The 23,399-nt window shown below is 71.5% G+C and carries 25 protein-coding genes; 11 read left to right on the top strand and 14 right to left on the bottom strand.

All coding sequences use genetic code 11. The annotated features are described in order from the left end of the window. Positions 1-8: 8 nt before the first annotated feature. Both BM396_RS21265 and BM396_RS21270 read right to left on the bottom strand, forming a co-directional pair. A complete protein-coding gene (locus BM396_RS21265) occupies positions 9-335 on the bottom strand; it encodes a cupin domain-containing protein (protein ID WP_043385261.1) in 327 nt (108 codons plus the stop codon). A 206-nt stretch (positions 336-541) separates the two neighbouring features. Beyond that, positions 542-964 carry a gamma-butyrobetaine hydroxylase family protein gene (locus BM396_RS21270; protein WP_043385264.1) on the bottom strand — a complete coding sequence of 141 codons (423 nt, stop codon included), beginning with the start codon at positions 962-964 and terminating at the stop codon, positions 542-544. 81 nt (positions 965-1,045) lie between these two features. Here BM396_RS21270 and moaA point away from each other — a divergent pair, with 81 nt between their 5' ends. Next, positions 1,046-2,098: a GTP 3',8-cyclase MoaA gene (moaA, locus tag BM396_RS21275; RefSeq protein ID WP_043385267.1), complete on the top strand. Its 1,053-nt coding sequence runs from the start codon at positions 1,046-1,048 to the stop codon at positions 2,096-2,098. A gap of 108 nt (positions 2,099-2,206) precedes the next feature. Here moaA and radA read toward each other — a convergent pair whose 3' ends face one another. Continuing rightward, entirely contained in the window at positions 2,207-3,643 is a 1,437-nt protein-coding gene (radA, locus tag BM396_RS21280; protein ID WP_043385270.1) for a DNA repair protein RadA, read from the bottom strand. Positions 3,644-3,689: 46 nt separating this feature from the next. Then, complete coding sequence (alr, locus tag BM396_RS21285; protein ID WP_139239529.1) at positions 3,690-4,799, bottom strand: alanine racemase; 1,110 nt, start codon at positions 4,797-4,799, stop codon at positions 3,690-3,692. Positions 4,800-5,062: 263 nt separating this feature from the next. Here alr and BM396_RS21290 point away from each other — a divergent pair, with 263 nt between their 5' ends. From BM396_RS21290 to BM396_RS21310, 5 genes are all read left to right on the top strand, one after another. Next, positions 5,063-5,671 carry a CvpA family protein gene (locus BM396_RS21290; RefSeq protein ID WP_043357783.1) on the top strand — a complete coding sequence of 203 codons (609 nt, stop codon included), beginning with the start codon at positions 5,063-5,065 and terminating at the stop codon, positions 5,669-5,671. Positions 5,672-5,802: 131 nt separating this feature from the next. Then, complete coding sequence (gene purF / locus BM396_RS21295; RefSeq protein ID WP_043357788.1) at positions 5,803-7,278, top strand: amidophosphoribosyltransferase; 1,476 nt, start codon at positions 5,803-5,805, stop codon at positions 7,276-7,278. Between the two features lie 154 nt (positions 7,279-7,432). After that, the gene (locus BM396_RS21300; RefSeq protein WP_043385275.1) at positions 7,433-8,182 is read left to right on the top strand and encodes an SDR family NAD(P)-dependent oxidoreductase; all 750 of its coding nucleotides are present in this window, start codon (positions 7,433-7,435) and stop codon (positions 8,180-8,182) included. 196 nt (positions 8,183-8,378) lie between these two features. Next, positions 8,379-8,789 carry a dihydrofolate reductase gene (locus tag BM396_RS21305; RefSeq protein ID WP_043385327.1) on the top strand — a complete coding sequence of 137 codons (411 nt, stop codon included), beginning with the start codon at positions 8,379-8,381 and terminating at the stop codon, positions 8,787-8,789. Positions 8,790-8,850: 61 nt separating this feature from the next. After that, a complete protein-coding gene (locus BM396_RS21310; protein WP_043385278.1) occupies positions 8,851-9,969 on the top strand; it encodes a carboxylate-amine ligase in 1,119 nt (372 codons plus the stop codon). Positions 9,970-10,054: 85 nt separating this feature from the next. Here BM396_RS21310 and der read toward each other — a convergent pair whose 3' ends face one another. The 3 genes from der to BM396_RS21325 all read right to left on the bottom strand — a co-directional run bounded on the left by der (position 10,055) and on the right by BM396_RS21325 (position 12,852). Then, on the bottom strand, positions 10,055-11,410 hold the full coding sequence (gene der, locus BM396_RS21315; protein ID WP_043357773.1) for a ribosome biogenesis GTPase Der: 1,356 nt from the start codon (positions 11,408-11,410) through the stop codon (positions 10,055-10,057). 29 nt (positions 11,411-11,439) lie between these two features. Further along, a complete protein-coding gene (locus tag BM396_RS21320) occupies positions 11,440-12,150 on the bottom strand; it encodes a tetratricopeptide repeat protein (protein WP_043357771.1) in 711 nt (236 codons plus the stop codon). A 93-nt stretch (positions 12,151-12,243) separates the two neighbouring features. Further along, positions 12,244-12,852: an NnrU family protein gene (locus tag BM396_RS21325; RefSeq protein WP_043357769.1), complete on the bottom strand. Its 609-nt coding sequence runs from the start codon at positions 12,850-12,852 to the stop codon at positions 12,244-12,246. A 369-nt stretch (positions 12,853-13,221) separates the two neighbouring features. Here BM396_RS21325 and BM396_RS21330 point away from each other — a divergent pair, with 369 nt between their 5' ends. Both BM396_RS21330 and BM396_RS21335 read left to right on the top strand, forming a co-directional pair. Beyond that, the gene (locus BM396_RS21330; RefSeq protein WP_043385281.1) at positions 13,222-14,388 is read left to right on the top strand and encodes a hypothetical protein; all 1,167 of its coding nucleotides are present in this window, start codon (positions 13,222-13,224) and stop codon (positions 14,386-14,388) included. Positions 14,389-14,441: 53 nt separating this feature from the next. Further along, entirely contained in the window at positions 14,442-15,068 is a 627-nt protein-coding gene (locus tag BM396_RS21335; protein ID WP_043385284.1) for a pyridoxamine 5'-phosphate oxidase family protein, read from the top strand. Here BM396_RS21335 and BM396_RS21340 read toward each other — a convergent pair. After that, entirely contained in the window at positions 15,062-15,274 is a 213-nt protein-coding gene (locus tag BM396_RS21340; protein ID WP_043357763.1) for a hypothetical protein, read from the bottom strand. The genes BM396_RS21335 and BM396_RS21340 overlap by 7 nt on opposite strands. Positions 15,275-15,410: 136 nt before the next feature. On the opposite strand from BM396_RS21340, the gene BM396_RS21345 reads away from it, so the two are divergent. From BM396_RS21345 to BM396_RS21355, 3 genes are all read left to right on the top strand, one after another. After that, positions 15,411-15,707 carry a hypothetical protein gene (locus BM396_RS21345; RefSeq protein ID WP_051045121.1) on the top strand — a complete coding sequence of 99 codons (297 nt, stop codon included), beginning with the start codon at positions 15,411-15,413 and terminating at the stop codon, positions 15,705-15,707. Positions 15,708-15,767: 60 nt separating this feature from the next. Next, positions 15,768-16,028, top strand: coding sequence for a hypothetical protein (locus tag BM396_RS21350; RefSeq protein ID WP_043385287.1), 261 nt, complete (start codon positions 15,768-15,770; stop codon positions 16,026-16,028). Between the two features lie 81 nt (positions 16,029-16,109). After that, entirely contained in the window at positions 16,110-16,871 is a 762-nt protein-coding gene (locus BM396_RS21355) for a lytic transglycosylase domain-containing protein (RefSeq protein WP_043357759.1), read from the top strand. Positions 16,872-16,877: 6 nt separating this feature from the next. On the opposite strand, the gene BM396_RS21360 is transcribed toward BM396_RS21355, so the two are convergent. The 6 genes from BM396_RS21360 to BM396_RS21385 form a co-directional block, all read right to left on the bottom strand. Then, a complete protein-coding gene (locus BM396_RS21360; protein ID WP_043385289.1) occupies positions 16,878-17,534 on the bottom strand; it encodes an SOS response-associated peptidase in 657 nt (218 codons plus the stop codon). 115 nt (positions 17,535-17,649) lie between these two features. Continuing rightward, positions 17,650-18,825, bottom strand: coding sequence for a zinc-dependent alcohol dehydrogenase (locus tag BM396_RS21365; RefSeq protein WP_043385292.1), 1,176 nt, complete (start codon positions 18,823-18,825; stop codon positions 17,650-17,652). 293 nt (positions 18,826-19,118) lie between these two features. Then, positions 19,119-20,360, bottom strand: a complete 1,242-nt coding sequence (locus BM396_RS21370; protein WP_043385295.1) for a cytochrome P450 — start codon at positions 20,358-20,360, stop codon at positions 19,119-19,121. Further along, positions 20,353-21,678, bottom strand: coding sequence for an NAD(P)/FAD-dependent oxidoreductase (locus BM396_RS21375; RefSeq protein ID WP_043385299.1), 1,326 nt, complete (start codon positions 21,676-21,678; stop codon positions 20,353-20,355). Before BM396_RS21375 ends, BM396_RS21370 begins: the two co-directional genes overlap by 8 nt. Beyond that, a complete protein-coding gene (locus BM396_RS21380) occupies positions 21,675-21,914 on the bottom strand; it encodes a ferredoxin (RefSeq protein WP_043385300.1) in 240 nt (79 codons plus the stop codon). The genes BM396_RS21375 and BM396_RS21380 overlap by 4 nt, the downstream gene beginning before the upstream one ends. After that, positions 21,911-23,221 carry a glycosyltransferase gene (locus BM396_RS21385; RefSeq protein WP_043385302.1) on the bottom strand — a complete coding sequence of 437 codons (1,311 nt, stop codon included), beginning with the start codon at positions 23,219-23,221 and terminating at the stop codon, positions 21,911-21,913. The genes BM396_RS21380 and BM396_RS21385 overlap by 4 nt, the downstream gene beginning before the upstream one ends. Positions 23,222-23,399 lie beyond the last annotated feature (178 nt).

Consider the following 23,399-nt stretch of genomic DNA (forward strand, 5'->3'; position numbering starts at 1 on the left):
TTTCGCGTTCAGGCGCCCGGCAGGGTCACCAGCGCGTCCGGGCGCTTCACCTCGATCTCCACGAAGGCGATCGGGTGGTCCGAGCCGTTCATCACGTCGTGCCGGATGCCGGCCGGGCGCATGTAGGATTGGCCGGCCGCGAGCGCCGTCTCGCTGACCGCCATGCCGTCGTGGACGCGCAGGATCCCATCCATCAGCATCACCACGAAGTAGGGCCAGCCGTGCTCGTGCCAGCCGGTCACGGCGCCCGGCGGGAAGTCCCAGCGGGTGATGCGCACGGTGGCGTCGTCCTGCTGGACAGTCGGGACGGCTGGGATGGTGCAGGCGAAGGCCATGGCGGCTCCAAGGGAAGCGGTCGGTGGGTGTGCCGTCATGACGATGCAAGGCTTCGGCCTCCCGGGCGGCGCAGTGACCCACGCCGTCCTCGCGCACGCGGCGCGACGCCCCAGGGTGGCGCGGCTTCAGCCGCCGAGCCGCGGCGGCCGGTCGTCGCGGCATCCCGCGCCGGAACCGGTGCGGCGGGAAGCGTCCGCCGCGGCCCTCAATGGCACCCGCACGAACCCGAGCCGCAGCCCCCGCCGGACTTGACCGAAGCCTGCCGCGCCGTGTCGCGGTCGAGGCCGCGCTCGGCGAGTTCGCCGAGATAGGTGGTCCAGCGCGCCTCGTACTCGCGGCCGAGGGTGTGGAGGTAGCCCCAGCCATAGATGCCGGTGTCGTGCATGTCGTCGAAGCCGAGCTTCACCGCGTAGTTGCCGATCGGCTCCACCGCCAGGATCGCCACGGACCGCTTGCCGCCGATCACCTTGCGCTCCAGCGGTGAGTGGCCCTGCACCTCGGCCGAGGGGCTCGACACGCGCAGGTACTCGGCCGGCAGGGCGAAGCGCGCCCCGTCCTCGAAGGCGACGTTGAGCACCCGCCGATCGGCCGACAGGCGGATCTCGGTCGGCCACAGATCCTCGCTCACGGGTCACACTCCTCACGCAATCTGGGGCTGCGGCGCGGGACCTGCTTGCCCGCGACCGTCCGGGACATCATATGCCGGACGATGCTCGATGACAGCTCCCTGACGCCGCAGACGTCCGCGGTCGGCGTGCCCGCCGGGCCCGCCCCGCTGATCGACCCGTTCCAGCGGGCGATTTCGTATCTGCGCATCTCGGTGACGGATCGCTGCGATCTGCGCTGCGCCTACTGCATGTCCGAGCACATGCAGTTCCTCCCCAAGCGCGATCTGCTGACCCTGGAGGAGCTGGACCGGCTCTGCGGCGTGTTCATCGCCCGGGGCGTGCGCAAGCTCCGGATCACCGGCGGCGAGCCGCTGGTGCGGCGCGACATCATGCACCTGTTCCGCCGCCTCTCGCGCCACCTCGATTCCGGCGCGCTGGAGGAACTGACGCTGACCACCAACGGCACGCAGCTCACGCGCTACGCGGACGAGCTGGCGAGCCTCGGCGTGCGCCGGATCAACGTCTCGCTGGACACCCTCGACCCCGACAAGTTCCGCGAGATCACCCGCCGAGGCGATCTCGCGGTGCTGCTCGACGGCATCGCGGCGGCGCGGGCCGCCGGGATGAAGGTCAAGATCAACGCTGTGGCGCTGCGCGACGTCAACGCCGACGAGATCCCCGACATGATCGCCTGGGCGCACGGCCTCGGCATGGACATGACGCTGATCGAGGTCATGCCGCTCGGCGAGATCGAGGCGGACAGGACCGACCAGTTCCTCCCCCTGTCGGTGGCCCGGCAGCGCCTGGAGACCCGCTACACCCTCACGCCGCTGCCCGACCGCACCGGCGGCCCGGCGCGTTACGTGCGCGTCGAGGAGACCGGCGGGAAGCTCGGCTTCATCACGCCGCTGACCCATAATTTCTGCGAGAGCTGCAACCGGGTGCGCCTGACCTGCACCGGCCAGCTCTACATGTGCCTCGGTCAGGAGGATTCGGCCGATCTGCGGGCGGTGCTGCGCGCCTCCCAGGACGACGCGGTGCTGGCCGCGGCCGTGGTCGAGGCGATCACCCGCAAGCCCAAGGGCCACGACTTCGTCATCGAGCGCCAGCGCCCGGCCGCCGTGCCGCGGCACATGAGCGTGACGGGCGGCTGACAGACCAACCCCGGCGCCACGCGCGCCCTCTCGCGTGTGGGACAGGGAATCCGCGCTCGTCCCTCGAACGGTGTGGAGCCTGCCGGCGCAGGCCGTCGTTCGACGACCTCACATTTCCTCGTCGGCGTAGCGCGCCTGTTGCCGCCCGCGCTGCCCGGACCCCTTCCGCGGCGCGCCCGCGCTGATACCCGCCACCAGATCGGCGATGTGGCGCAGCGTTTCCACCGACAGCGCCTTCTCGCCCTCGCCCCGGCCCTGCGGGATCAAGGCCTTGGCGAAGCCGAGCTTCTGGGCCTCCTTGAGCCGGGATCCGGCCTGGGCCACTGGCCGGATCGCCCCCGACAGGCCGATCTCGCCGAAATACACGGTCTCCGGCGGCAGCACCGCCCCCGACAGGGAGGAGACCAGGGCGGCCGCCACCGCCAGATCCGCCGCCGGCTCGGTGATGCGCAGGCCCCCCGCCACGTTCAGGTAGACGTCGTGGCTCCCGAGCCGGATGCCGCCATGGGCCTCCAGCACGGCGAGCACCATCGACAGCCGGTTCGGATCCCAGCCGACCACGGCGCGCCGGGGCATGCCGAGTGACGATGGCGCCACCAGGGCCTGGATCTCCACCAGAAGCGGCCGGGTGCCTTCCATCCCGGCGAAGACCGCGGTGCCGGCCGCCTGATGGTCGCGGCCCGCCAGGAACAGGGCGGACGGGTTCGGCACCTCGCTGAGGCCCGCATCGGTCATCTCGAACACGCCGATCTCGTCGGTGGGCCCGAACCGGTTCTTCACGGCGCGCAGGATGCGGAAATGGTGGCCCTGGTCGCCCTCGAAGGAGGCGACTGCGTCGACCATGTGCTCGACCACCCGGGGGCCGGCGATCTGCCCGTCCTTGGTGACGTGGCCCACGAGAATCACCGCCGTGCCGGTGGTCTTGGCGAAGCGGATCAGCGCCTGGGCCGAGGAGCGCACCTGGGTCACCGTGCCGGGGGCCGATTCCACCGTCTCGGTCCACATGGTCTGGATCGAGTCGATGATCGCCAGGGCCGGCGGCCGGCCCTGGCTCAGGGTCTCGACGATGTCCTCGACATTGGTCTCGGCGGCGAGCTGCACGGGGAGCGCGCTGAGCCCCAGCCGCTCCGCCCGCAGGCGCACCTGTCCCACCGCCTCCTCGCCCGAGATGTAGGCGACCCGCTCACCGGTCCCGGCCATGGCGGCGGAGGCCTGCATCAGCAGGGTCGACTTGCCGATGCCGGGATCGCCGCCGAGCAGGATCACCGAGCCGCGCACGAAGCCGCCACCGGTGACCCGGTCGAGCTCGCCGATCCCCGAGGGGATGCGCGGCGCCTCCTTGGCCTCGCCGGTCAGCCCCTCCAGCGGGAAGACCCGGCCGCGGTTGCGCGACGGCCTTGTCGCGGCGGGACCCGACTGCCCGGGAGCCGAAGGCGCCTCCTCGACGATCGTGTTCCAGCCGTTGCAGGCCTCGCAGCGCCCGCGCCAGCGGTTGTAGACCGCCCCGCAGGACTGGCAGACGAAGGTCTGATGGATCTTGGCCATTCGAATCCGGGGCGCCGTCGGTCCGGCGGATCAGCGGGGAGGTGCGTCAGCCTACATAATCTCGAACATAACGAGAACCCAGCCCGGTCAGGATCTCGTAGCCGATCGTGCCGGCAGAGCGCCCGACCGCGTCGATGTCGAGGCTGTCGCCGATCAGCACCGCGGTTGCGCCGCGCGTCGCGGCGGGCGCCGCAGTGACGTCGAGGATGATGAGATCCATCGAGACGAGGCCGAGGATCGGGCAGGGCACGCCGCCGACCAGCGCCTGCCCGCGCCCGCTGATCGTCCGCGGGAACCCGTCGGCGTAGCCGAGGGAGAGCGTCGCGAGCCGGCTCGGCCGGGGCGCGGTCCAGCGGCCGTTATAGCCCGCGGTCGCTCCGACTGCGACGTCGCGTACCTGTGCGATCAGCGCCTCCAGCCGCACCACCGGGCGCATCGGGTTGGCGCCCCCCGGAATCGGGTTGCCGCCGAACAGGGCGTAGCCCGGCCGCAGGAGATCGTGCCGGGCCCCGTCGAGGAAGACGCCCGACGAGTTCGCCAGCGAGGCCCGGAGTTGCGGATACGCCGCCCGGACGCGGGCGAAATCGGCGATCTGCCGGGCGTTGACCGGATCCTCCGGCTTCTCGGCGCTGACGAAGTGGCTGAGGAGCAGGTCGATCCCGGCCGCGGTGATCCGCCCATCGCCCGCGAGATCGAGCGCCTCCGGCACGGGCAGGCCCAGACGGTTCATGCCGGTATCGACGTGGAGTGCCGCCGGCAGGCGGCCGGACGAGAGCGCCGCCCAGTCCGACAACTCCGCGATGCTGCCCAGCACCGGGCGCAGCTCGTGCGCCGCGAAGGCTTCCGCGGCGCCCGGTGGCAGACCGTTCAGGATGTAGATCGCCGCCTCGGGCAGGGCGGCACGGGCCGCGACCCCCTCCGACAGATGGGCGACGAAGAAGGTCCGGCAGCCGGCGGCCCACAGGGCCGGCCCGACGCGACCGATGCCGCAGCCGTAGGCGTCGGCCTTCACCACGGCGGCGCAGTCGGCGCCCGCGCCGCGGGCCGCCAGGATCCGCCAGTTGGCCACGATCGCCCCGAGGTCGATCGTGAGCCGGGCGCCGTGGGCGCCGATCTCCGTCACAGGTCCGGCCTCGGCCACGCAGACCGCCTCCATCCATTCGCCACCGGGGCTCCGGAAGCACAGACCGGACCCCAGGCCGGACCCATAGCACCGGTACGGCGCCCGGGTGGAGCCGGGCCCTCGGCGCGGCGGCTCGCGCCCTGGTGAACGGCGCGGCTGATGCAAGGACGGCACAGCGCGCGATCAGGCGGGCTCGCGAGGGTGACGGCCGAGATCCGGCTTGGTATAAATCCACCGCGGTCCGGGGGAGCCGCAGGTCGGACACGGCATCCCCGCGGGTACCAAAAAGTTTAACGATGCCGTTTACCGTCCTGGATCTCGCCGTGCTCGGCATCGTCGCGGTTTCCGCGCTGCTCGCGGCCGTGCGCGGCGTCACCCGCGAGGTGCTGGCGATCGTCGCCTGGGTTGCCGCCGCCGCGGTCGCCTGGACGCTCCATCCGATGCTGCTGCCGACCGTGAAGCAGCACGTGAACAGCGACACCGTCGCGCTGGTCGCCTCGATCGCGGCGATCTTCCTCGGCACCCTGATCATCGTGTCGATCATCACGGTCAAGATTTCCGACGTGGTGCTCGATTCGCGGATCGGTGCCGTCGACCGTTCCCTCGGCTTCCTGTTCGGTGCGGCCCGCGGCTTCCTGATCTGCGTGATCGGCTGGGTGTTCCTGTCCTGGCTGGTCCAGGGCAAGGTGCCGGACTGGGCCGCCCAGGCCCGCACGCGCCCGATGCTGGAGAAGTCCGGCGACGCCCTCGTGGCGCAGCTGCCCGAGAATCCGGAAGGCTTCCTCAAGCAGTTCAAGAAGCCGAAGGTCGCCACGCCGCCCAATGAGGCGGCCGACGCCCCGGCCGAGACCGACGCGGCGCCCCAGCGCCGGACCGAGACCGCGCCGACCCCGACGCGACGCTGATCTGCGGTATTCGCCGTAGGACTCGTCGTGCGGAACGCCTAGATAGCGGTTCCGGTGGTGCACGGATTGCTTCCGCGACGACCGGCGCGTCGGCCCTTCGCCGCCGGGATCTGTGAGTGATCGACCGCCTCATGTCACACGCCGCCGCCTCCACCGACGCTTTCAATTTCGATCTCGATGGCGACACGCTCCGGGAGGAGTGCGGCGTCTTCGGCATCTTCGGCCATCCGGAGGCCTCGGCCATCGTCGCGCTGGGGCTGCACGCCCTTCAGCACCGCGGCCAGGAGGCGGCCGGCATCGTCTCCTTCGACGGTTCGGTGTTCCACTCCGAACGGCGCCCCGGCCTCGTGGGTGATTCCTTCTCGGACGGCGACACCATCGCCCGCCTGAAGGGCCGCGCCGCCATCGGGCACGTGCGCTACTCGACCACCGGCGGGACGATCCTGCGCAACGTCCAGCCGCTCTTTGCGGAGCTCGCCAGCGGCGGGCTGGCAGTCGCCCATAACGGCAATCTCACCAACGCCCTGTCGATCCGACGCGACCTCGTCCGCGACGGTGCGATCACCCAGTCGACCTCCGACACCGAGGTGATCCTCCACCTCGCGGCCCGCTCCCGGAAGCCGCGGATCATCGAGCGCTTCATCGACGCCCTGCAGGCGATCCAGGGCGCCTACGCGATCGTGGCGCTCACCAACAAGAAGTTGATCGGTGCCCGCGACCCGCTGGGCATCCGCCCGCTGGTGCTGGGCGAGCTGGACGGCCGCTACATGCTGGCCTCCGAGACCTGCGCATTGGACATCATCGGCGCCCGGTTCGTCCGCGACATCGAGAACGGCGAGATCGTGGTGATCTCCGAGGAGGGGATCGAGTCGATCCGCTTCGCCGACGCCGTGCCGATGCGGCCCTGCATCTTCGAATACATCTACTTCGCCCGGCCGGACTCGGTGGTGAACGGCAAGAGCGTCTACGGGGTGCGCAAGGCGATCGGCCGGGAACTGGCCCGCGAAGCCGCCGTCACGGCCGACATCGTCGTGCCGGTGCCTGATTCCGGCGTCCCGGCGGCACTTGGCTTCTCGCAGGAGACCGGGATTCCCTTCGAGATGGGGATCATCCGCAACCATTATGTCGGGCGGACCTTCATCCAGCCGACCCAGTCGGTGCGCGAACTCGGCGTGCGGATGAAGCACTCGGCCAACCGCGCGGCGATCGAGGGCAAGAGCATCGTCCTCGTGGACGACAGCCTCGTGCGCGGCACGACCTCGGTGAAGATCGTCCGGATGATGCGCGAGGCCGGGGCCGCCGAGGTGCATTTCCGGATCGCCTCGCCGCCGATCACCTACCCGGATTTCTACGGGATCGACACGCCCGAGCGGGAGAAGCTGCTCGCCGCGACCCACGATCTCGAGGCGATGCGCAAGTATATCGGCGCGGATTCGCTTGCCTTCCTGTCGATCCCCGGCCTCTACCGGGCGATGGGCGAGGAGGCCCGGAACGCCGCCTGCCCGCAATACACCGACCATTGCTTCACGGGCGACTACCCGACCGGCCTCACGGACCTCTCCATTGCCGGCCCGAAGCGCTTCGCCATGCTGGCCGAGGCGGACTGAGGTTTGGGGTTCCCAAAGGGCGAGCCCTTTGGCGGGGTCCAGGGGCGGCGCCCCTGGGTCTCTCGCAGGGCTCTGCCCTGCACCCGCAAAAGGTCATAGACCTTTTGAAACCGATTCCTCGACCCTTCCGGTCGGAATGCGCTAGGTCCTGCGCATGGCTGAGTCTCAGAAACCCCTGGAAGGCCGCGTCGCGGTCGTCACCGGCGCGTCCCGCGGCATCGGGCGCGCTGCCGCCTTGGCGCTCGCCGGCGCCGGCGCCCACGTGATTGCGGTGGCGCGCACCGTCGGCGCCCTGGAAGAGCTGGACGACGCCGTGCGGGCGGCCGGCTCCAGCGCCACCCTCGTGCCGTTCGACCTCGCCGATTACGACGCGATCGACCGCCTCGGCGCGGCGATCAACGAGCGCTGGAAGCGCCTCGACATCCTGATCGCCAATGCCGGCATCCTCGGCGCGCTCATGCCCATCGGCCACATCACCCCGAAGATCTGGGGGCAGGTGATGGACGTGAACGTCACCGCCAACTGGCGCTTGATCCGCTCCCTCGATCCGCTGCTGCGCATGTCGGATGCCGGGCGGGCGATCTTCGTCTCCTCGGGGGCGGCCTCGAAGTGCCGGCCCTACTGGGGACCCTACTCGGTGTCGAAGGCGGCACTGGAGGCCCTGGTGCGGACTTACGCGGCCGAGAACGAGAGCACGGCGATCCGGGCCATGCTGCTCAATCCCGGACCCTTGCGGACCGGCATGCGCCGCTCGGCCATGCCCGGGGAGGACCCCGAGACCCTTAAGACGCCCGAGGACCTCGCCCCCCATTTCGTGCGGCTCGCCGCGCCGGACTGGGCCGAGACCGGCAAGCTCTACGATTTCCCCACCGACCGGGTGCTGAGTTTCCGCGCACCTGAATGAGCCGGTACCCTGTTATTCGAACACGCACCCCACCGCCTCCCTCATCCTGAGGTCCCGGAGCGCAGCGGAGGCCTCGAAGGCGGGCTCCACAGGTCGCGCGATCCCTGGACCCCGCCTTCGAGGCCCGCTCGCGCGGGCACCTCAGGATGAGGGGGTGGATGGGGCAGGCCTGATCTTCCTGTCTGAGTTGCTTTCCATGATCGACGTCCGCTGCATCTGTGCGATCGGCCTGCGGGGCCAGCTCGGCCTCAACGGCCAGCTGCCCTGGGAGGGCAACACCGATCCGCTGTTCGTGGAGGACGTGACGCGTTTCTTCGCGCTGACCATGGGCCATGTCCTGATCGCCGGGCCGAAGACGGTGGCCTCGGTGCCCGAATTCGCCTTCAAGGACCGCACCATCGACGTGATCCGCAGCCACGAGGATCCGGAGGCGGTGCTCAAGCGCTATCCCGGCCGGCGGATCTTCGTCGGCGGCGGGATCGCGGTGTGGAACGTCTACGCCAAGTACATCCAGAACTGGGACATCACCCGCCTGCCCTACGACGGCGAGGCCGACCGCTGGTTCGATCCCGCCTGGCTGGTGGGCGGACCGCTGCGCGCGGCCTGAACGGCACCTTCCCGTGAGCCGGCGCGTTGGCCGCGCACGCGTCGCGTTTCCGGAGGCCACGATGAGCGCCCACAGCTACCGCTTCGGCATCGAGGAGGAATACTTCCTGGCCGATGCCGAGACCCGTGGGACACCGCGCGGCGACCTCGCCGCCTTCCACGCGCGGGTGAAGGCGGAACTCCCCGAGACGGGACGCGAATTGGTCGCCGCACAGGTCGAGGTCTGCACCCCGCCGCTCACCGACGCGAGCGCCGCCCGGGCGAATCTCGGCGGCCAGCGGGCCCGGCTCGCCGGCATCGCCGCGGAGAATGGGCTGGCGCTCCTCGCCTGCGGCACGCATCCCCTCGCGCGCTGGTCGCGCCAGACCGCCACGGACGGCGAACGCTACAAGGGCATCCTGTCGGATGTCGGCATCGCCGCCCGGCGGGCCCTGATCTGCGGGATGCATGTCCATGTCGAGGTGCCGGACCCGGAGGCCCGCATCGATCTCATGAACCGGCTGCTGCCGTTCCAGCCGCTGCTGCTCGCCCTCTCGGCCTCCTCGCCGTTCTGGCAGGGCGAGGCGACGGGGCTCAAGGCGTACCGGCTCAGCGTCTTCGGCGAGCTGCCCCGCACCGGCCTGCCGGAGCTTTTTTCCGATGCCGCCGCCCATGCGCGGTTCGTCGCCATCATGACCCGCTCGGGCGCCATCGCCGATGCGAGCTTCCTGTGGTGGTCGCTGCGCCCCTCGATCAAGTTCCCGACGCTGGAATTGCGCATCGCCGATGCCTGCACGCGGCTCGACGATTCGCTGTGCGTCGCCGCCCTGTTCCGCTGCCTCGTGCGCCTGTGCGTGCGCCGGCCCGACCTCCATGCCGATCTCGACGGCGTCTCGCGGGCGCTGGCCTCCGAGAACCTCTGGCGCGCCCAGCATAGCGGCGTGGCCGCGGCGCTGATCGACGAGGCGCGGGGCGACGCCGTCCCGTTCCCGGAGGCGCTGGAGGCGGTGCTCGCCCTCGTGGCCGAGGATGCGGACGCCCTCGGCTGTGCAGCGGACGTGGCCCGGGCCCGGTCGATCGTGGCCGAGGGGACCAGCGCGGACGGGCAGATCGCGGCTTTCGAGGCCGCGCTGTCCGAGGGCAAGGACGAGCGCTCCGCGCTGGCGGCGGCGGTGGACTGGATCGCCGACGCGGCGCGGTAGAGCGGGCCCCGTCCGCCCGCCGCATCCTGAGGTGCGGGAATGCAACGCAGGCCTCGACGGGGACCCCCGCCCGGCCGCGGCTGGATCAGCCCTTGTCGAACGGATTCTGCGAGGTCCGCAAGCTCAGGCGGATCGGTGTGCCCGGCAGGTCGAAGGCCTCGCGCAGGCCGTTCACGAGGTAGCGCGTGTAGGATTTCGGCAGGGCGTTGAGCTGGTTGCCGAACAGCGCGAAATGCGGCGGCCGGCTCTTCACCTGCGTGGCGTAGCGGATCTTGATCCGCCGGCCCGACACCGCCGGCGGCGGGTTGCGGGACGTCGCCTCGTTCAGCCAGTCGTTGATGCGCGAGGTCGAGATCCGCCGGTCCCAGACCTCGGAGGCCTGCACCACCGCCTGCATCAGCTTGTCGACGCCGTCGCCGGCCAGCCCCGAGAGCGGCACGACCGCGACGCCGCGCACCTGCGGCAGCAGCCGGGTGCAATCCTCGCGCAGCTGCTTCAGCAGGCCCGGCTGGTCGGCCACGAGGTCCCATTTGTTGAGGCCGATCACCAGGGCGCGGCCCTCGCTCTCGACGAGGTCGACGATGGTCAGATCCTGCTTCTCGAAGGGGATCGTGGCATCGAGGAGCACCACCACCACCTCGGCGAAGCGCACGGCGCGCAAGCCGTCCGAGACCGCGAGCTTCTCCAGCTTGTCGTCGATCCGGGCGCGGCGGCGCATCCCGGCGGTGTCGTGCAGCTTGATCCGCCGCCCGCGCCATTCCCAATCGAGGGAGATCGAGTCGCGGGTGATGCCGGCCTCGGGGCCGACGAGCAGCCGGTCCTCGCCGAGCATCCGGTTGATCAGCGTCGACTTGCCGGCATTCGGGCGACCGACAATGGCGACCTTGAGAGACCGGCCGCCAGGGGCGTCCGCGTCGTCCTCCTCGTCCTCGTCCTCGTCGCGCTGGGGCAGAGCGCCCTTGAGCGCCTCGTGCAGCTCGCCCAGGCCCTCGCCATGCTCGGCGGAGAACGGGATCGGGTCGCCGAGCCCGAGGGTGAAGGCCTCGTAGGCCCCGGCGAGGCCGGCCCCGCCCTCGGCCTTGTTGGCGATCAGGATCACCGGGCAGCCGGCCCGGCGCACCAGTTCGGCGAAGGGCTGGTCGGCCGGCAGCACGCCGGCGCGGGCGTCGATCACGAACAGCACCACGTCGGCGGCGAGGATCGCCGCCTCGGTCTGCATCCGCATCCGGCCCGTGAGGGTCGCGGCGTCGGCCTCCTCCAGGCCGGCGGTGTCGATCACCCGGAACTGGAGGCCGCCGAAGGTGACGTCGCCCTCGCGCCGGTCGCGGGTGACGCCCGGGCGGTCGTCGACCAGCGCGAGCTTCTTGCCCACGAGGCGGTTGAACAGGGTCGACTTGCCGACGTTCGGCCTCCCGACGATCGCGACGGTCGGCATATCCATGGTGGTTCTCGAAACAGTCCGAACAGAAATCAGCGCGTGATCGGCGGGGGCGGGGCAGCGGGCTCGGGCTTGGCCTCGGTCACCGTCACGGGGCCGCCCGCGACGATCGCCGCGTAGACCTCGATCCGATCCCGCAGGTTCCGCGGGGTATCAGGATCGGCCACGATCTGGTCAAACCAGCGTCCGGCCTCCTCGTAATCGCCCTTCTTCAGGGCGGCGAGACCCAGCATCTCCCGGGCGGTGTGGCGGAACGGGGTGCCGGCGGCCAGGCCCTGGAGGTTGGCCAGCGCCGGATCCGGGTTCGGCCCGTCGAGGCGCAGCAGGGCCGCGCGCAGGCGCGCGAGGTCGCGCAGGCCGTCGCCCAGGCCGGTATCGTCGGCGAGCTTGTCGAACTCCGCGGCGCCTGCAGCGGCGTCGCGCTTGCCGGTCTCGGCCGCCGCCCGGAACCGGGCGAGCAGGCGGTAGCCCGCCGGGCCCTGCGCCTCCAGGGCGTCGAAGGCCTTGTCGGCCTCCGCGACCTTGCCGTCCTTGGCGAGGCGGTTGGCGTCGTCGAACTGCACCGAGGCCACCTCGGCCGCCGCGCGCTGCTGGGCCTGCCAGTAGCGCCAGCCCGCGACGCCCGCCACCACGAGCACGGCGAGCGCGATGATCACGCCGCTGTAGCGCTTCCAGATCTGAAGGATCCGGTCGCGGCGGTAATCCTCGTCGACCTCGCGAAGGAACTCGTTGTTCTCGGCCATTCTATCCCGGCCCGCATGATTTCAGCGGACCACCTCGTCTCGTTCGGGCCCCGCGCCTAACACACGGGCGCGGGGTTGGCGACAGGCAGTGTCTCAGGCGGTGCCCGGCCAGACCGGCACGCCGATCACCGGATAGTGCAAATAGCGGGCGAAAACGAACCACGCGGCCGTCCCGATCACCAGAGCCAGGATGTCGTTGCGCCAGCCCTGCGGGGCCACCGCCGGCCCGCCATGCTGAGCCGCGACCGCCCCCGGGGCGAGAGCCCGGCGCTTGGCGCTGATCCGCGCCGCCACCGCCCAGGCGAGGAAGCCGCCGAACAGCAGCATCGAGCCGAGATCGCCGTTGGCCAGGAGGTGCGCGGTGGCCCAGATCTTCACGGCGAGCAGCATCGGGTGCTTGGCCTTGGCGCGGATATGGCCCGGCAGGTAGGCGGCGGCGAGGCACACGAAGGCGAGCCAGACCAGCGTCAGGGCGAGGTGGCGCGTCCAGACCGGCGGATCCCAGACCGGGATGTAGCCGGCGAGGCGGTAATCGTGGAAGCCGATGCCGATCAGCACCAGCCCGAGCAGCGACAGGGCGATGTAGCCGAGCTTGTAGCGGCCCTCGCCGATCCGGTCGACGATCGCGGCGCGCCGGGTGCGGGCCATCGAGAAGGCATGCGTGCCGAGAAACAGCACCAGCCCGAGGATCAAGAGAACCATAGGAGACTTTCAGTCGGGCCGCACGGCCGGCGGCAAGCACTCTGTAATGGTTCTCAAGCGAATCTCCGCCTGTTTGTCCAGGCGCGGCCGGGACGCAGCCGGATGGCGACCATGGGCTGGGCGGATCGGGTGTCCGGGATGCGACGCGGCGGTGCCACGCTGCGATCGCGCGGGTTTGAGCAGCCGGCGCCGCGCAGTCTCCCTCCCTCCTCTGCGGGGGAGGGCGTCACGGCCGTCAGCCCGGGTCGGGCGAGGGGAGCCCCGTTTCCGGAGGGACCGCCACCTGCGCTGAAGCCCGCACCGTCGCGCCGCCGCGCTCCCCGCCCGCTTCGCAGAAAACCCTCCCCCGCAGAGGGGGGCGGGAGGGCGGTGCGCCTTGGCCGCGTGGCGCTGCTGGTCCTGATCCCCTTCGCAACCCCCGCCTCCGCCGATCCCCCGCTCTCGGCCCTGACCCTGGTCGGGCCGCCGACGGAGATCTTCAAGGCCGGCCGCGATGCCTGCGACGGCGCCGACGTCCCCGACGCGCCGGCCCGCGCCTTCCGCGACGCCGCGGGCGCGGTGGCGCTCTACGGGATGCATTACCGTAACCGGGCGCTGCGCGGCCCGGATCTCGGCCAGCTCAAGCTCGACTGCACGGTGGTGCTCGATTCGGGTGAGAAATCCGATCCTGCGGCCTACGACGACCGCTCCTGGATCACCGCCACCTGGACCGAGGACGGCGCCCGCGTGGCCGCACTCCTCCACCACGAGTACCAGGCCAACGAGCATCCGGGCCGCTGTCCGGCGGCCACCTACATGGCCTGCTGGTACAACACGATCACGGCCGCCACCTCGACGGATGGCGGCCGTAGCTTCAAGCGGCAGAGCCCGCCCGTGGTGGTCGCCGGAGCCCCGTTCCGGCAGGAGAGCGACCAGGGCCGCCACCGCGGCTTCTTCAATCCGTCGAACATCGTCGCGGACGGGAGATGGCGGTACTTCCTCGCCTCGACCACCGGTTGGACCCGGCCCGGCAGCGACCAGGAATCCGGGATCTGCCTGTTCCGCAGCGACGATCCGGCCGATCCGACCCGCTGGCGCGCCTGGACCGGCACCGGTTTCACCGCCGCCTTCCCGGACCCCTACCGCGCCGCCCGCCCGAACACGGCGACCTGCCGGCCGGTCGGGCCGTTCCCGGGCCCGGTCGGGGCCGTCGTCCGGCACCGCGGCTCGGGCGCCTGGATCGCCGTGTTCATGGCCAAGGCGGCCGAGGGTTACCCGCAATCCGGCTTCTATTGGACCACCTCCCGCGACCTGATCACCTGGGACAGCCCGCGCCTGCTCCTCGCGGGCGCAACCCTCTACGACGACCCGTGCGCGGCCACGGCGCCGCTCATCGCCTATCCGTCGCTGCTCGATCCGGACGCGCGGGGCCGCAATTTCGACGATGTCGGAGAGCGGGCGCTGCTCACTTATGCGCGCCTGCGCACGGAGGGCTGCACGATCACCTCCGACCGGGACCTGCTGCGCCGCCCGGTGGCGATCCACGTCTGGCCCTGATCGCGCTTGACCGGGATGCGGCCGCCGCGCCACTCAGGGCCTGAGAGGTTCGCATGGACGCGCAAGCCGATACGCCGATTCGCGATGCCGCCGCGCTGCGCGGGCTGTTCGGGCCCGTCGGACCGCTCGCCGCCCGCAAGGTGCTGGACCACATCGACGATTACGGCCGCCGCTTCATCGCCCTGGCGCCGTTCCTGGTGGTGGCGAGCGCGGACAAGGCCGGCCATGTCGACGCCAGTCCCCGGGGCGATGCGCCGGGCTTCGTCGCCGTTGCGGATTCCCGGACCCTGGTGATCCCGGACCGGCGCGGCAACAACCGCATCGACACGTTCCTCAATCTGCTCGAGAGCCCGGGCGTCGGGCTGATCTTCCTCGTGCCGGGGATCGACGAGACCTTCCGGGTGAACGGCACCGCCGCGCTGACGCAGGACGCCGCGCTGCTCGAGCCCATGCGCGCCCAGGGCAAGGTGCCGGCCGCGGGGCTCGTCGTGCAGGTGCGCGAGGCGTTCTTCCATTGCGGCAAGGCGATGATCCGCTCCGGGCTCTGGGATCCGGCGCGCCATGTCGCGCGCGACGCCTTCCCGAGCCTGGGACGCATCCTGTCCGATCAGACTGCGGCCGCCGACGTGGCGGAGGCCGAGGCCACCATCGCCGACGCCTATCGGACGCGGCTCTACTGACCGGATTGGCCGAGGGCTCGTGCGTCGGATGCGACGGAGCGCACCGGCTGGCCGATCCGCTGGCAGACCACTGTGCCGAGGGTCACGCTCAGCATCAGGGCGGTGCCCGAGAGCAGCATCGTGGTTGCCCGGGCATAGGCACGGCCGACATGGATCAGCAGGCAGCCGGATGCGAAGATCGCGAAGGCCGGGAGCAGATGCTGCACGGGCGACGTCCTCTCTGGCTGCGGACGGACTGTCCGGGGTGCGGGGACCGAGGACCATCGTCAGCGCGCGGCGTGAAAACGCGGTTAATGTCGCGTATAGCTGTCGTCGGAGTGGACCGGCCGGAGAGGATCCCGCATGCCGCATTCGAGGGTTCCGGAGGCCGAGATCGGGACGGTCGGGACGGCGTCGGCCGACCCCCGCGACACGGCGCTTCTGGGCGCGGGTGCCATCGGCGCCGGGACGGTCGGGGCGTCAGCGCTGGGTGCGCTGGCCCTCGGGGCCGCGGCGCTCGGCGTCGTCGCGGTGGGCGCCTTCGTGATCGGACGCCTTTCGGTGGGGCGGGCCCGGGTCGGCTCCCTGGAGATCGGCGCGCTGGAGATCGACACGCTCACGGTGCGGTCTCTGCGGATGCCCGACCGGGATCCGGGTTGAGACACGGTATGAGTCTCCGGGCGGCCCACCGGTGCCGCGCGGATAACGAGGAGGGGAGCGATGACCGATCGGAAGCCGCCCTTTCGGCCCGCGGATGCGGTCGATGTCCTCGGTGAGGTCGAGGGTGATTTCGTCCTGCCGCTCTGCCTGCCGGGATCCAACCTGCTGATCGGCGAGGATCTCGCCATGCTGGTCCTCAGCACGATCCACGGGCAGCGGGTCGGCCTGCCGCTCAGCGCCCAGGGCGTGGCCGACCTTCACACGGTCCTGGGCGAGGCCCTGCGGCTGCTGCAGGCGCGCGAGCGCGGGCCGGTGCAGTAGCTTCGGCCCCTCGCCGGGCGGCGAAAGGCTTCGTTGAGGCGGCCGGGATAGACAGGTCCCGGACCCTCTCCGTGGCGGCCGATGCGCGCTCCGTTGCTTCTCCTGCTGCTGACCTGCGCGGCCCCCGCGCAGGCCCGGCCCGCGACCTTTCTGGCGGTGCATGCGCTCGGCATGGCGTCCCTGCCGCCGGTTCCCCCGGTTGCCGCGCCGGCGCCGGCCGTCGCCGATGCGCGGGCCCGCTTCCTGCCGCTCATCGCCCGCGAGGCCGCCGGCACCGGCCTGCCGCTCGCGGTCGCCGACGCCGTCGCGCGGATCGAGAGCGGCTACGATCCCACCGTGGTCGGCAGCGTCGGCGAGGTCGGTCTGATGCAGGTCCGGCCCACCACCGCGGCGATGCTCGGCTTCCGGGGCACCGTCGCCGAGCTGGCGGCCCCGGAGATCAACGTTCGCTACGGCGTACGCTATCTCGCCGAAGCCTGGCGCCGGGCCGACGGCGACCTCTGCCGCGCCCTGATGAAGTACCGGGCGGGACACGGGTCGGAGGTGATCTCGCCCCTGTCGCAGCTCTACTGCGCCCGCGCCCAGGCGATCCTGGCCGATCCCGAAGCGCGCCTCGTCCGGGCAAGCGCGCGCCCGGCCGTCCCGTTCCGCCTCGCCGACAAGCAGACGCGCCCCGTCCACCGGACGCGCGTGGTCGCCGAGCCGACGCCGCCGCTCTCGTTCTGGGAGGCGCACCGGGCACGGATCGCCCGGCTCAACGCCGCCGTGCTGGCGCGCTGGCGGGCCCGCGGCGTGACGGCCGCCCCCACAGGCCATCCCTCCGGCGAGCCGGCGGGCGGGTAGGGCGGATCAGTCCTCGGCCCCGTCCGACCGCGCCCCCCGGGCGACCTCGCGCATGGCGGCATCCGGCAACGGGCGCTGGAGCCGGAGCGCCTCCGCGGTGGGCGCCTCGAGCCAGGTCGCCCATTCCTCCGGTTGCGTGAGCAGCACCGGCATCGCCTTGGGATGGACCGGCCCGACGACGCCGTTCGCCTCCGTGGTCAGGAAGGCGAACAGCCGGTGCTCCGCGGCGACCCGGTCCGGGTTCTCGCGCTTCGTCCCCCGCACGCCCGTCCAGGGCCGCCAGATCCCCGCGAAGGCGAAGAGCGGCCGATCCTCGTCGAGGGCGAACCAGACCGGCGTCTTGCGCGGCTTGGTGTCGGCGTACTCGCTGAAGGCGGTGACCGGCACGAGGCAGCGATGGGCGGCCCCGAGCCAGGGTCGCCAGTGCGGGCTCGCGACGTTGCGCACGTTGGTGATCGGATGCTCGCCGAACGCCTTCGGCCCCGGCATGCCCCAGCGCATCATCGCGAGGTCCCGTCCGGCGGTGCCGTTCAGGACCACCGGCGCCAGCTGGTCGGGAAAGATAGCCGGCAACGGCGGAAGGTTTCCGGTGCGGTCCTCCGCGATCGCGAAGGCCCGGCGCAGATCCGCGGGGCCGGTCCGCAGGCTGTAGAGGTTGCACATGGGCGTCCCGGACGGTTGGTGGGCACGGCGCCGGCTCTACACGCTTCCGGGATGCCGCGCCCAGCCGGGCCTACGGGGATACGCCCCAGCCGATCGGCGGCCGGAGCGCGCCGCCTCAGTTCAGGTGGAACACCACCTTCACGCAGCCGTCCTTCTTGTCGCGGAAGGCCTTGTAGAGGTCCGGCCCGTCCGCGAGGTCGTGCGAACGGTGGGTGATCAGGGAGGTCATGTCGATCTTTCCCGCCTGGATCAGCTTGGTCAGCGGCTCGAGATAGCGCTTCACATGGGTCTGGCCGCTCTTGAGGGTCAGGCCCTTCTGGACGATCGAGCCCATGTTGACCGGGATCGGTCCGCCATAGACGCCGGGCACCGAGACGATCCCACAGGGCCGGACCGCCTTGATGGCTTCGGCCAGCGCGTAGGGCCGCTCGGTGGCGGTCAGCTTCTCCTGGACGGCAGAGAGCACGCCGGTGAGGCCGCCATGGCCGGCACTCGCCTCCATGCCGACGCAGTCGATCACGCCGTCGGCACCCTGGCCCTTGGTGATCTCCTTGATTCGCTCGAACACGTCCTCGTTCATGAAGTCGATGATGTCGGTGGCGCCGGCCTTCCGGGCGAGGGCGATGCGCTCGGGCACGGTCTCGATGGCGATGATCCGCTCGGCCCCCATGATCTTCGCCGACTGGATCGCGAAGATGCCGACCGGGCCGGCGCCCCAGACCGCGATCGTCTCGCCGCCCTGGATCTCGCAATGCTCTGCGCCCTGCCAGCCGGTGGGCAGGATATCGGTGAGGAACAGGACGGATTCGTCGTCCATGCCCTCCGGCACCTTCATGGGCGCGACGTCGGCCATCGGCACACGGACATACTCGGCCTGGCCACCGGCATAGCCGCCGGTTAGGTGCGAGTATCCGAACAGGCCGGCCGTCGTGTAGCCGAACTGCGCGGCCGCCATCTCGGCGTTGCGGTTGGAGCGCTCGCAGACCGAGTAATTGCCGAGCTTGCACTGGCGGCATGCGCCGCAGTTGATGTTGAAGGGCACGACGATCCGGTCGCCCTTTTTGAACTTGGTGAAGCCGGTCCCGACCTCCACGACCTCGCCCATGAATTCGTGGCCGAGGACGTCGCCGCTCTTCATGGTCGGCATCTGGCCGTCCATCAGGTGCAGGTCCGAGCCGCAGATCGCGCAGCTCGTGACCTTGATGATCACGTCGCGGGAATCCTCGATGACCGGGTCCGGGACCGTGTCGCAGCGGATATCGTTGCGGCCGTGCCAGCACAGTGCCTTCATCGCGAGGATCTCCGGAGACTTTCGGGAATGCGGCCGGCTCGGCCGCCTTCCGGGTAAAGCCGTCGGCGGTACGGCCAAGTTCCCCGGGATCGCGTTTGGGAATCGCCTCGCCGACAGCCGAACCTTCGGGCCGCCAGCCGCAGCGTTGTGGCCATGACAGGTTCAGGGCCGTCGATCTCAGGCTGGGCGGGGCTGCTGGACCGGCTCAGGACGAGAAGTTTACAAATGTTTCACGTGAAACAGCGGTGTTCACCGCCCTTTTACGGTCCGGGACGGTTCCAGGTCTGCCTGTCTCAGGCGATCCCGTCGATGCCGATGGGGAGCTGCTCCGGACCGCGCAGGGACGCGCCCGGGCGATAGGGGGGCGGATCCTGCGGCAGACGCGGGGCGATCAGGCGGCGGCTCAGCGCCACCAGGGCGATCTCGGCCTCGATCCGCGCCAGAGGCGCGCCGACGCAATAATGCAGGCCGCCGCCGAAGCCGAAATGCTCGATATCGGACCGGTCCGGATCGAAGCGGTCGGGGGCGTCGAACCGGGCCGGATCGCGGTTCGCGGCGGCGAAGAGCAGGATGACGGGCGCGCCCTTGGGGATCGTCTCGCCGGCCACCGTGATCGCGCCGAGGGCCTTGCGGGTCCGGAAATGCACCGGCGGTTCGTAGCGCAGAACCTCCTCGATCAGGCGGGGGGCACGTTCGGGATCGGCGCGGAGCCGCTCCAGCTGCTCGGGATGCCGGAGCAGGGTCAGCATGGCGTTGGTGATGAGGTTCACGGTGGTTTCGTGGCCTGCCACCAGCAGAAGGACCGCCGTCGACAGGAGATCGAAATCGCTCAGCTGCTTGCGGCCGTCCGGACCGGGCGCGGCCAGACCGCTCAGCATGTCGTCGGTCGGGCGCCGCCGCTTCTCGCGGATGAGGTCGCGCATATAGGCGGCGATCTCGTCGAAGGCCCCGACGATCTTGCGGCGGGTCGTGTCGTCGTGGCGCGCGTCCGGCTCCACCGCGGTGGCGAGCTGCGTCGCCCAGGCCTGGAACCGCGGCTCGTCCTCGCGCGGAACGCCGAGCAATTCGCAGATCACCGTCACCGGCAGGGGATAGGAGAGATCGCTGACGAGGCAGACCTCCCGGCGTCCCCGACATGTATCGATCAGGGCGTCCACCTCGCGGGCGATCCGTGGCCGCAGGGCCTGCACGCGCGCGATCGAGAATTCCCGCATGACGAGGCTGCGCAGCCGGTCATGGTCCGGCGGGTCGCGGAAGATGAACGGTCGGTGCGTGGCGCTGATGCGGTTCTTGATCGGATTGAGGATCAGGTCCTTGAGCGGGTTGCCGGTGCGCGGACGCCGGGGCGGCGGCAGATCCTCGGAACTGAGCCGCGGATCGAACAGCAATCCGCGGATCGCCGCGTGCGTGGAGACGACGTAGCTGCCGTCGCGCTGGCGGGAGACCGGCCGCTGCCGCAACCGGGCATAGAGCGGGTACGGATCGGCCCGGTTTGCCGGATCCATCACGGCGGCGAACAATGCGTCGTCAGACATCGACGGTCTCGGTGGATGGGCGCGCCGGGGCGGCTTGGCGCGGAGACGGGAAGCCCGGGGCGGCGGTCTGAACGCGCGGCTGGTCGGTGGCGTCGATGATCGGCGGGAAGGCGGCGCCGGCCGTGATCGCCTCCGCGTAGGCGGGCAGCCAGCGGGCCTGATCGAACGAGACGGCCGCGATGCTGCGCCCGGCCCAGCCGTACACGGCGAGAAAGCGCCGGGAGGACCGAGACCCCTGCACCACCGCGACGGAATCGGCGCCCTCGGGAAGCCCGATCACCTTGATGTTGATCCCGAACTGGCTCGACCAGAAGGCCGGCAGGTGCGCGTAGGGGCGCTGGTCGCCGGGGCCGGCCAGCATGTTGCGCGCGGCGTGGGCCGCCTGCTCGACGGCGTTGCCCCAGTGCTCCACCGCGATCAGGCGATCGCCGTAGAGCGGGATCGGCCACCGGGCGACGTCGCCGGCGGCGTAGATGTCCGGGCAGGGCGCCCCGTCGGCGTCGAGGACCCGGCAGGCCGCGTCGCAGGTCACCCCGCCGGCATCCGCCTTCAGGCCCGCGCCCCGCAGCCAGCCTGTCGCCCGGGTCGCCCCCAGGGCCGCGATGACGAGGTTGGTCTCGATCGTGCTGCCGTCGGCCAGTCGGGCCCGTGCCACATGCCCCGCCGCATCGCCCTCGAAGGCGCGCACCATCGTGTTGGGCCGGAACGCCGCGCCGGCGTCGCGCAGGCACGACGCGATCACCCCGCCGACGAAGCTTCCCAGGCCTCGAGCCAGGGGCGCCGGATTCGGATCCACGAGGGTCACGGGCAGGCCGAGATCGCGCAGGCACGACGCCGCCTCGCAGCCGATCAAGCCGCCGCCCACGATGAGCACCTGGCGCGGGCGGGAAACCAGGGCCTCCCGGAGAGCCGCGGCATCGTCGCGCCCGCGCAGGGTGAAGAGACCGGCGAGCCCGCCGCCGGTCTCGGCCGGCCAGGGCCGGGCCTCGGCGCCGGTGGCGATGAGGAGGGCCTCGTAGGCCAGGACCGACCCGTCGGCGAGCCGAAGGGTGCGGGCCGCCCGATCGAGGGAAATGGCCGGGCTTCCGAGGCGCCAGCGGGCGTGGAGGTCGGTCAGTTCCGGCAGCCGGGTGGCGTCGGCGGCGAGTTCCCCGGCGAGCACGTGCTTCGACAGGGGCGGGCGGTCGTAGGGGCGGTGCGGCTCGGCGCCGACCAGGGTGAGCGGGCCGTCATAGCCGCCCCGCCGCAGCGCCTCGGCGCCGCGCAGGCCGGCGAGGGATGCCCCGACCACGACGATGCCGGCGGGTTCGGGGGTCACGGGGCGTCTCCGTCATCCGGGCCGGCCTGGAGGCTGATGGCGCGGACCGGGCAGGCCTCGACGGCCCGCTCGACGGCGCCGCGCCGGTCGGCCGGCGGCGCAGGATCGTAGAACAGGATCTCATGGCCGCGGATGGCGAAGGCCTCCGGTGCGGCGTAGCAGCACTGGGCGTAGCCCTGGCAGCGGTTGAGGTCGACGACGACCCGGAGCGCCCCGGCGCCGGCGGCCGGCTTCATGCCGACCTCGCGAGACGGCCTGCGCCGCCGGCACCTGACCGTGCGAGGTCGTCCACCGCCGTCAGGATGGAGGCCATGGCGTCCCGGGCCGCGAAGGCGTCCCGCAGCGCCCCGGCGCGCGTCCGGAAGCCGGGCTCGTCAAGCACGCGCCCCACCGCGGCGCCGATGGCCTCCGGGCTCGGTGCGTTGGTCCCGAGGTTGATCCCGACGCCGGACCAGCCGATGCGCGCGTTCACCTCGGCCTTGTCCTCGGTCAGGCCGGCCGACACGATCGGCACGCCGGCGGCGAGGGCCTGCGAGACGCTCCCATAGCCGCCGTTGGTGACGAGCACGCTCACCCGCGGCAGCAAGTCCCGGAACGGCAGGAAGCACGACACCCGGGCATTGGCCGGGACCGGACCCGTCAGCGCGTCCACGGGACGGCCGCCGGTGGTGGCCAGGACCAGCAGATCGTCCCGGTCGGCCAGGGCCGCGAGGGTCGGCTCGACCAGCTCGCCGAAATCCGCGTTGGCCAGCGTTCCCTGGGTGACCAGCACGACGGGCCGGCCCGCCGCGTTCGCCTGTTCCAGCTCGGGCCACCAGTCCGGAAGCGGCGCGGGCGGCGTCGGCGGCTGGAGCAGGCCGATGAAGCGGAGGCCGGAGGGCAGGGTGCCGTAATCGTACTCGAAGCCCGGCACGGTCGGCTGCAGGAACAGGTCCGGCAGGATCACGATGGAATGCGGCAGCGAGGCCGGCAGCGGCGGCAGGCCGAGCCGCGCGAGCGTCGCGTCGGTATAGGCCCGCACCGGGTTGACGAAGGCCGCGTCCATGCCGGCCTTGAGGCTGGCATAGCGGACCAGGTCGTCCCGGTCGCGGGCCGGGGGCAGGCCGAGGCCCACGGGCGCGTGGTCGGGCCGGTCGAGGAACAGGAAGCTGACGTTGACGGTCACGATGGGCGGCCGCGGCGCGGTATCGAGGAGCAGCGGCAGCACCCCGAGGAACATGCTGCCGGCCAGGATCACGTCGGGGGCCTCGGCGGCGATCAGCGCCCGCAGGGCGGCGGCCTGGACCGGCATGGGATCCACGAAGCGGCGCTTGAATTCCCGGCGGTAGCGCTCCGGGCCGGCGGGCAGTTCGGTCTCGCGGTACGCGGCCGCATCATGGTCCGCGTACGGCGTGAACCGCAGACCCGCCGCCTCCACCTTCGGCCGGAAGGCCGGGTCGGTGAGAACGAGGACGTCGTCCCCCCGGGTGGCAGCCGTCCGCCCGATGGCGAGGAGCGGGTTCACGTGGCCGGTGAGCGGCGTCGCGGCGATCAGGATCTTCATCACGGCCTCTTCGAGCGCAGCCGGTCGAGCCGGCGGCGCTTCGGATCAGGGTGCCGGCGCCTTCATGCGCAGCGGCCCCGTGGCCCCCGACGCGCCGGACTCACAGGGGGAATCGCAGCCGGGCCTGCGCAGTTACACAACCGGAGGGTGCTTCGTGCGGCACCGCACCATCGCACCC

The sequence above is a fragment of the Methylobacterium sp. UNCCL125 genome, from assembly GCF_900116795.1.
Classification (GTDB): domain Bacteria; phylum Pseudomonadota; class Alphaproteobacteria; order Rhizobiales; family Beijerinckiaceae; genus Methylobacterium; species Methylobacterium fujisawaense.

Coding starts and splice junctions, on each gene's coding strand:
- BM396_RS21265 (WP_043385261.1), bottom strand. CDS start 335: ATGGCCTTCGCCTGCACCATCCCAGCCGTCCCGACTGTCCAGCAGGAC.
- moaA (WP_043385267.1), top strand. CDS start 1,046: ATGCTCGATGACAGCTCCCTGACGCCGCAGACGTCCGCGGTCGGCGTG.
- radA (WP_043385270.1), bottom strand. CDS start 3,643: ATGGCCAAGATCCATCAGACCTTCGTCTGCCAGTCCTGCGGGGCGGTC.
- alr (WP_139239529.1), bottom strand. CDS start 4,799: ATGGAGGCGGTCTGCGTGGCCGAGGCCGGACCTGTGACGGAGATCGGC.
- BM396_RS21290 (WP_043357783.1), top strand. CDS start 5,063: ATGCCGTTTACCGTCCTGGATCTCGCCGTGCTCGGCATCGTCGCGGTT.
- purF (WP_043357788.1), top strand. CDS start 5,803: ATGTCACACGCCGCCGCCTCCACCGACGCTTTCAATTTCGATCTCGAT.
- BM396_RS21300 (WP_043385275.1), top strand. CDS start 7,433: ATGGCTGAGTCTCAGAAACCCCTGGAAGGCCGCGTCGCGGTCGTCACC.
- BM396_RS21305 (WP_043385327.1), top strand. CDS start 8,379: ATGATCGACGTCCGCTGCATCTGTGCGATCGGCCTGCGGGGCCAGCTC.
- BM396_RS21310 (WP_043385278.1), top strand. CDS start 8,851: ATGAGCGCCCACAGCTACCGCTTCGGCATCGAGGAGGAATACTTCCTG.
- der (WP_043357773.1), bottom strand. CDS start 11,410: ATGGATATGCCGACCGTCGCGATCGTCGGGAGGCCGAACGTCGGCAAG.
- BM396_RS21320 (WP_043357771.1), bottom strand. CDS start 12,150: ATGGCCGAGAACAACGAGTTCCTTCGCGAGGTCGACGAGGATTACCGC.
- BM396_RS21325 (WP_043357769.1), bottom strand. CDS start 12,852: ATGGTTCTCTTGATCCTCGGGCTGGTGCTGTTTCTCGGCACGCATGCC.
- BM396_RS21335 (WP_043385284.1), top strand. CDS start 14,442: ATGGACGCGCAAGCCGATACGCCGATTCGCGATGCCGCCGCGCTGCGC.
- BM396_RS21345 (WP_051045121.1), top strand. CDS start 15,411: ATGCCGCATTCGAGGGTTCCGGAGGCCGAGATCGGGACGGTCGGGACG.
- BM396_RS21350 (WP_043385287.1), top strand. CDS start 15,768: ATGACCGATCGGAAGCCGCCCTTTCGGCCCGCGGATGCGGTCGATGTC.
- BM396_RS21355 (WP_043357759.1), top strand. CDS start 16,110: ATGCGCGCTCCGTTGCTTCTCCTGCTGCTGACCTGCGCGGCCCCCGCG.
- BM396_RS21360 (WP_043385289.1), bottom strand. CDS start 17,534: ATGTGCAACCTCTACAGCCTGCGGACCGGCCCCGCGGATCTGCGCCGG.
- BM396_RS21365 (WP_043385292.1), bottom strand. CDS start 18,825: ATGAAGGCACTGTGCTGGCACGGCCGCAACGATATCCGCTGCGACACG.
- BM396_RS21370 (WP_043385295.1), bottom strand. CDS start 20,360: ATGTCTGACGACGCATTGTTCGCCGCCGTGATGGATCCGGCAAACCGG.
- BM396_RS21380 (WP_043385300.1), bottom strand. CDS start 21,914: ATGAAGCCGGCCGCCGGCGCCGGGGCGCTCCGGGTCGTCGTCGACCTC.
- BM396_RS21385 (WP_043385302.1), bottom strand. CDS start 23,221: ATGAAGATCCTGATCGCCGCGACGCCGCTCACCGGCCACGTGAACCCG.